1 pseudogene is annotated in these 822 nt (G+C 47.6%); it reads left to right on the forward strand.

From position 1 onward, the window contains the following. Positions 1 to 822, forward strand: a pseudogene (locus CIK04_RS31330) (elongation factor Tu); the annotation flags it as partial.

An 822-nucleotide genomic window follows, 5' to 3' on the forward strand; every position in this document is an offset into this window, starting at 1 on the left:
ACGTTGACCACGGTAAAACAACTCTAACTGCAGCTATCTGTACTACTCTTGCAAAAGTTTACGGCGGTGCTGCTCGTGACTTCGCATCAATCGACAACGCTCCAGAAGAGCGTGAGCGTGGTATCACAATCTCTACTTCTCACGTAGAGTACGACACTCCAGCTCGCCACTACGCACACGTAGACTGTCCTGGACACGCTGACTATGTTAAAACATGATCACTGGTGCTGCACAGATGGACGGTGGTATCCTAGTTGTTGCTGCGACAGATGGCCCAATGCCACAAACTCGTGAGCACATCCTACTAGGCCGTCAGGTTGGTATCCCTTACATCATCGTATTCATGAACAAATGTGACATGGTTGATGATGAAGAGCTTCTAGAGCTAGTAGAAATGGAAGTTCGTGAACTTCTATCTGAATACGATTTCCCAGGTGATGACCTACCAGTTATCCAAGGTTCTGCACTAGGCGCACTAAACGGCGAAGAGCAGTGGGAAGCGAAAATCATCGAACTAGCTGAAGCTCTAGATACTTACATCCCAGAGCCAGAGCGTGCAATCGATCTACCATTCCTAATGCCAATCGAAGACGTATTCTCAATCCAAGGTCGTGGTACAGTAGTAACTGGCCGTATCGAGCGTGGTATTCTGAAAGTTGGTGATGAAGTAGCAATCGTAGGTATCAAAGATACTACAACTACTACATGTACTGGTGTTGAGATGTTCCGTAAGCTTCTAGACGAAGGTCGTGCGGGTGAGAACGTTGGTGCGCTACTACGTGGTACTAAGCGTGATGAAGTAGAACGTGGCCAAGTACTTGC

The organism is Vibrio sp. 03_296, assembly GCF_002265885.1.